Origin of the sequence: Alteromonas sp. BMJM2 (assembly GCF_027257845.1) — a bacterium.
GTDB lineage: Bacteria > Pseudomonadota > Gammaproteobacteria > Enterobacterales > Alteromonadaceae > Alteromonas.
Genome location: NZ_JAPVOT010000019.1, coordinates 65,461 through 71,833, shown reverse-complemented (window position 1 = coordinate 71,833; position 6,373 = coordinate 65,461). Strand labels below are relative to the sequence as shown.

Here is a 6,373-nt window from a genome sequence, read left to right as displayed (position 1 = left end):
AATGTTGCAACGGGATATGTGTTTAGCAACTACGCTAAATGATTATGTGCATGAGCCGTATACGAGGCCCGTATGTACGGTTCTGTGAGAGGGATGAGGCGGTGACGCCTCACCCTACTCGATATGCCCTCGATTTACTAAAGAGACAGGCACTTTAGACTAGCCGTTCCCGTAATTGCAGCCTGCTATTTTCAAGACACGCATAATAAGTACCCTTGGCAAGTCAAAGCTACTAATTAGACTATGACTAATTAGACAGTCCCAACAACCAGCCGTCACAACAAACCAGCCACTATAAAGACAGGCATAAAGAACAATCAAAAAACGCCAAATATCGAGCGCTATTTATAAATTTAATTACGATAGGGGTGTGTTTTATTAGGTAAACAGGTGATGGAGCTAGGTTGAAACAGTATGATTTAGCGTAATGAAGCGAATTCTATGGTGCAGCCAATACTTTATTAAAGTTCAACCCTATTACAATTATGTCGTTTGATGCGATATTAACCTACCCGAATAAGCGCATAGCATGGTGCTTCCCATGAACTCTCAGCTGCTTTCGGTTATGAGCATATTGTTCAAGTTTAATCACCTGGCCTGCCGCTTGTTTAAAACAAACTTCAAATTGTGTGGTTAATATCAACCACTTTTCATTGCCAATATTAAGTCGGTCAAGAATGTTAGGTACTTTGTTGGGTATCTTGCCTCGCTTATTGGGAGAGATGTAGCGGCTAGTGGCATCGACCAACTGAAGATAGTCGACGAGACTGAAAGGTAGACTATTCTCGCTATTCTGCTGAGGGCTATATTTTAGCGGCATAAGGCGTTTCGGTATCTTGCCTGCTTTGGCAGCACGAATACGATACTGGATACTCGTATGCCTAGAGGTCTCAGGGGAAACGGCTAACTTAGCGCGAACTGGATTTAGGTCAACATATGCCATACAGGCAGCAAGAGCGCCCTCATCTAATAGTGCTTGTGACTTAAACCGTCCCTCCCAAAAGTGTCCGGTGCAGTCATCCTCATTATTTGCGGCTCTAGCGATATATTCATTCAAGGCTCTCATAAACCAACTAATATCGTGTAAGCGCGTTCGCCAAATCTCCGCTGTGCTTTCCACTGACTCTATTTGAGCATCACTAAGGTCTTTTCTTGTTTCTTGTAAAGCATACCTCTGTGTTAATACGGTTCCTTTGTATAGGATGTGCCACCGTTGAATTACTTCATCTGTAGTGAGCGCCTGCGCCTCTTCTCTACAAATATGGAGCACTAGGTGGGTGTGATTGCTCATTACCGCATAAGCACACACATCAATAGTAAATACCCCACTCAGAACATGAATACGATCTTCAACCCATTGACGGCGATGTTCGAAGCTTTTTCCGTGCTCAGAACCGCACAAAAACGCTCGGCGAACACATCTAGATACGCAATGATAATAGGGCGTGTCTGATAAACTAATTTGTGATTTTCTGGCTTTTGGCATCAAGTTTTCTAACTCTGGGTTATTCAATTACTAGTGTGTATAGCTATCTAGGTTAAAGAAAGTGTATTGAGGTACAGTTTTGTTTATCTGAGTGTTTGAATAGTGACTGTCTCTATAGGTGGTCTCTATAGGTGTGACTTAAAAATGACTTATGGTGCCTGTCTCCATAAGTATCGAGGGGGGGAGGTAAGGTGCCTGTCTCAATAAGTAGTAAGCTAAAAACTCCCTATTTAGTATATTAGAATTCACTTAGTTATTGTTTATATTAGTATTTTTGATGCCTGTCACTATTAATCAATTGACTGTGATACAGACTCTACTATTATACTACTAAAGGCTAAGGCATCGTTTTAGCGTTCTTCTGTGTCTTTCCATTCATCAACTCTACCAACATAAATGCGCTTAATTGGTTTGTGTTGAGTAATAGGCGGCTATGTTTTCGCATAATACGGTTTACGAAGAGGCTGAGTTTCGCAGCCTTGTTCATAAATACAGGCAAGAATTTTTTGATGAGCTTGTTGAATACAACGCGTCGTTGAAAGCGGATTATTTACTACTTGGTGTTCGAGACAATGACCGTGTTTCAGTGCTCATCGGCATTCAACAGCAGTGTGAAGCCAGCGAGCTGTTCGAGTACTCCTTGCAGGGCTCACCTTGTGAGCAGGTTTTACAAACCGGCGTATGTGCTTACTCAAGTGCGGTGTGCTCTCAATTTCCAGATGACGGCTCTCTTTCACAAATAGGTGCTGAGGCCTATCTTGGCGCTGGGCTTTTCAATGAGCTCGGACGCAATGTCGGGGTTTTGGTCGCTATTTTTAATTCACCTCAACCCGGCATCGAACTCTATAAAGCTGGATTTCACGCAAACGCGAAGCTAATTGCTACGCGCCTACAAAAATATTACTTAGAAACCCGCACAATTAATAACTTATCTCTACTCGATGAGGTTAGTAGTCTCTCAAAAACTGGGGCATGGGAATACTACCCACAGGATAGGAAGCTTTTTTGGTCTAAAGAGACCTACGCAATACACAACGTGCTCTTGAAAGTCCCCATCGATGTTGAGCAAGCCTTAACATTCTATAAGCCAGAGTCTAAAGCTGCCGTTCAGTCAGCGTTTAACGAGTTGTTAGAACAGAACACGCCATACGATATTGAAGGGCAAATTATATCGGCAAACAACGATAAAAAGTGGGTCCGCACCTCTGGCAAACACGAGTTAGACGATGAGGGAAATATACGTCGTTATTTCGGTGCATTCGAAGACATCACAAATTACAAAAGCACTGTTCTACTAAGCGAAGAGCGGGCAAGCCGAATACAGAATATCCTCGACAGTATAAACGATGCGGTAGTAAGCATAGATTCAAAAGGCATAATTCTTCATTGCAACGACATCACGCTTAAAATCTTTGGTTATGATGATGGCGAACTTATTGGGAAGTCGGTTGAGGTATTAATGCCCGAGCCGTATGCATCAAATCACGCTAGGTATATGGCGAATTACGAGCGTACCGGAAACGCGCAAATTATCGGAACTGGTCGACAGCTTCCGGCAAAGCGCAAGGACGGTTCGGTATTTCAAATGGAGCTATCGCTGTCTGAAAGTACGGATTTAGGGGAAAAAATATATATCGGCGTCGTGCGCGATATTAGTGAGCGTATTGCCGCGCAGGATACCATCTATAACCTAGCCTATACCGACAGTGTCACCCATTTACGCAATAGCCAGTGGTTTCAAAAAGAGTGCAAAGACTTAATCTTGCGGGCCGCAGTGCATGAAGAATATATGCATATTTTATTGCTTGATATGGACAATATGGCGCAAATTAATACCCGCCTTGGCTATTCTAATGCAAATAATGCGCTTCAAGCCATTGCTGAAAAGCTGTTGTTTATCATAGGTCATGAATATCATATTTATAAATTTGCGGGCGACAGCTTTATTATCATGTCTAAAAAGACCTATAAGAAAGCTGACATTTATCGTTTTGATACCAGCTTAATCGAGAACGCACTTATTAATCCTCGCCACTACGACATAGATACCGAAGATGGCAACTGGTCACTTAGTGCATCCTTGGGAAGCGCGGTATTTGAAGCAAATAAGCAAAACTATGAGCGCGTGGTTAATGTGCTAGAAAACGCGGTTAAGCGGGCTAAGAAATCAGCCCCATTCGGACTTTGCCATATTTCTGATGATGGCATGCAAGAGTTCGATCGCTACCTCGCCATCAAATCGCATTTACGCCAAGCCCTAGAAAAACAAGAGCTATCTCTATCCTTGCAACCCCAAGTAAATCATCAAGGGGTTACCACGTCGTTTGAGGCCTTAGTTCGCTGGCATTCTAGTGAGCTGGGTACAGTGAGTCCTGGCGACTTCATATCCATTGCAGAAGAAAGTCATATTATCTGCGACATTGGGAATTGGGTTATCGATGAAACTCTCAAAACCCTGAAGCAGTTTATCGCGCGAGGTTTAGACTTGTGTGTTGCTATTAATATAAGTGCCAAACAAATTGTACTGCCAGACTTTGCCTCTTCTTTGCTAGCGAGAGTTAATTATTATGGTATTCCTACCCAAATGATTATGTTAGAGCTTACTGAAACGGCGTTAGTAGTAGATATCGATACTGTTAAACATACTATGGTTCAGCTAGCAAAATGCGGCTTCCGCTTTTCTATTGATGACTTCGGAACTGGCTACTCCAGTCTGGCCTATCTAAAAGAGCTTCCAATTAGTGAGCTAAAGATAGACAAAATATTCATAGATGATGTCGGCACACACAGCAATCACAATGGCTCGCCTATAGTTGATGCAATCATTGATATGGCAAGAGCCCTTAATGTGACATCCATTGCTGAGGGGGTAGAAACTCCAGAGCAAGTTGAATACTTAATCAGCAAAGGGTGCAATCGTTTTCAGGGATATTATTTTTCAAAGCCTATGCCTGTGGAGCACTGGCACAATACTAATCTGAGCGCCAACACCAGTACTAGGCTAAAGTAAAAATATGCCACGTCCTTAATGATTGTTTTTGCCATTAACTGTTATACTATAACAATTAATGGCGATGATTTATGTGTACTTGTGAACTTAGGTCTTGCTTGTTGAGCGCTACCTTTCTACCTTCTTATCACGAGCATCTTTGGGGCGTTTAGTATGATTACACGGCGACAGTTTATGTTGGGCTCACTGGCTTTTGGTGGCCTTGCGTCAAGTGCGTTTGGCAAAAGCCAACTTAGCAAGGCAGTAGCTTCTGCAATGCCAATTTCAACGGGCTACGGTAACCTTATAAAAGACAAAAACTCACTATTAGATTTGCCAGAAGGCTTTTCCTACCGAGTAATATCTCAATTTGGCGATGCCATGTCGGATGGCCTGAACGTGCCCGATAGAGCCGACGGTATGGGCTGTTTTGGCCTTGATGAAGAACGTGTCGCGCTGGTTCGCAATCATGAGTTACATCCCACACATATTGAAAAGCAGCCTCAGTCTATTCAACAGCATTCTCCGGCTTTAGCTTACGACTCCTATGGCGAGGGAAGTGGGTTTGAAGGTACTGCGCTGCCTGGGGGCACAAGCACTCTTGTTTATAATCTTTCAACCCACAAGGTTGAGCGGGAATTTATCAGTTTAAGCGGCACTGTGCGCAACTGCTCAGGCGGTATTACTCCGTGGGGTACATGGCTTACCTGCGAGGAATCGGTAGATAAACCAAACGGCGTGGTGAGCAAAGACCATGGCTATATTTTTGAGGTGCCTGCCTCTGCCACATCGATGACGCAACCCGAGCCTCTTAAAGCCATGGGGCGATTTAATCATGAAGCCGCAAGCGTAGACCCTCGCAATGGAATGGTGTATCTCACTGAAGACCGAGGCGATAGCGTACTGTATAGGTTTGTACCGAATACCCCTGCCAAATTGGCAGATGGCGGCAAGCTGCAAGCCCTTAAAGTGGTTGGTAAACCCCAGTTCGATTCACGGAATTGGAATAACCCGTCTATGGAAACAGGACAGTGGTTTGATATTGAGTGGGTAGATTTAGATGATCCAGAAAGCCCAGAGGATGATCTTCGTTTACAGGCCTATGAGAAAGGCGCTGCGTTGTTTGCTCGTGGGGAAGGTATGCACTGGGGTGATGAAGAGTTATATTTTTGCTGCACCAACGGCGGAGAAAAACAGTTAGGGCAGGTAATGCGTGTGGTGCCATCACTTGATGGCAAAGCCGATAAACTTCAACTGTTCTTGCAAAGTGAAGATAAAAACTTGTACAACTTTGGCGATAATTTAACGGTGTGTCCAAACGGTCATTTACTAGTATGCGAAGACCAATACACTGATATAGTTGATAACCACCTTCGTGGGATAACCCCTGGGGGTGAGGTATATAACTTTGCTAAATTGCATGCACAAACCGAACTTGCCGGAGCCTGTTTTTCTCCTGACGGCCGCACTCTTTTTGTTAATGTTTATTCCCCTAGTAAAACGTTGGCTATCACTGGCCCCTGGCTTAGCAGTTAGCGTTTAGTAGGAAAGACTGCGCTTTCTGTGGTCAACCGTCACTTGTATTCACCTACCTCCTTGATATCTACGCCGCTTTTATAAGTTGTTATGGCAGCGGCGTATTTATGTCCAGCCTCTGTGCTAACACCCGCACTAACGCTCGCGTTCATACACAAATATGCGCTCAAATTTATCAATTACTTAGCTTTAATCAGTTCCCATATACGCCTTTCCCAACCCTCACATCATTCAGGTCTAACTTGCTTTTTACTTTTCTCGTTAACCTCTATTTTCCTTGCTGTCTCCTATTCTGCTTAGTACTCCCTACGTTATACCCTAGTTCATGATATTTCTCGATTAGCAAGCATCTTTACAATCTA

The 6,373-nt window shown here is 43.6% G+C and carries 3 protein-coding genes; 2 read left to right on the top strand and 1 reads right to left on the bottom strand.

Annotated elements, in window-relative coordinates:
• Positions 1 to 508: 508 nt before the first annotated feature.
• Positions 509 to 1,486, bottom strand: a complete 978-nt coding sequence (locus O9X84_RS16255) for a transposase (protein ID WP_269520729.1) — start codon at positions 1,484 to 1,486, stop codon at positions 509 to 511.
• A 433-nt stretch (positions 1,487 to 1,919) separates the two neighbouring features.
• Here O9X84_RS16255 and O9X84_RS16250 point away from each other — a divergent pair, with 433 nt between their 5' ends.
• Positions 1,920 to 4,496, top strand: a complete 2,577-nt coding sequence (locus O9X84_RS16250) for a sensor domain-containing protein (RefSeq protein WP_269520728.1) — start codon at positions 1,920 to 1,922, stop codon at positions 4,494 to 4,496.
• Between the two features lie 153 nt (positions 4,497 to 4,649).
• Entirely contained in the window at positions 4,650 to 6,011 is a 1,362-nt protein-coding gene (locus tag O9X84_RS16245; RefSeq protein WP_269520727.1) for an alkaline phosphatase PhoX, read from the top strand.
• Positions 6,012 to 6,373 lie beyond the last annotated feature (362 nt).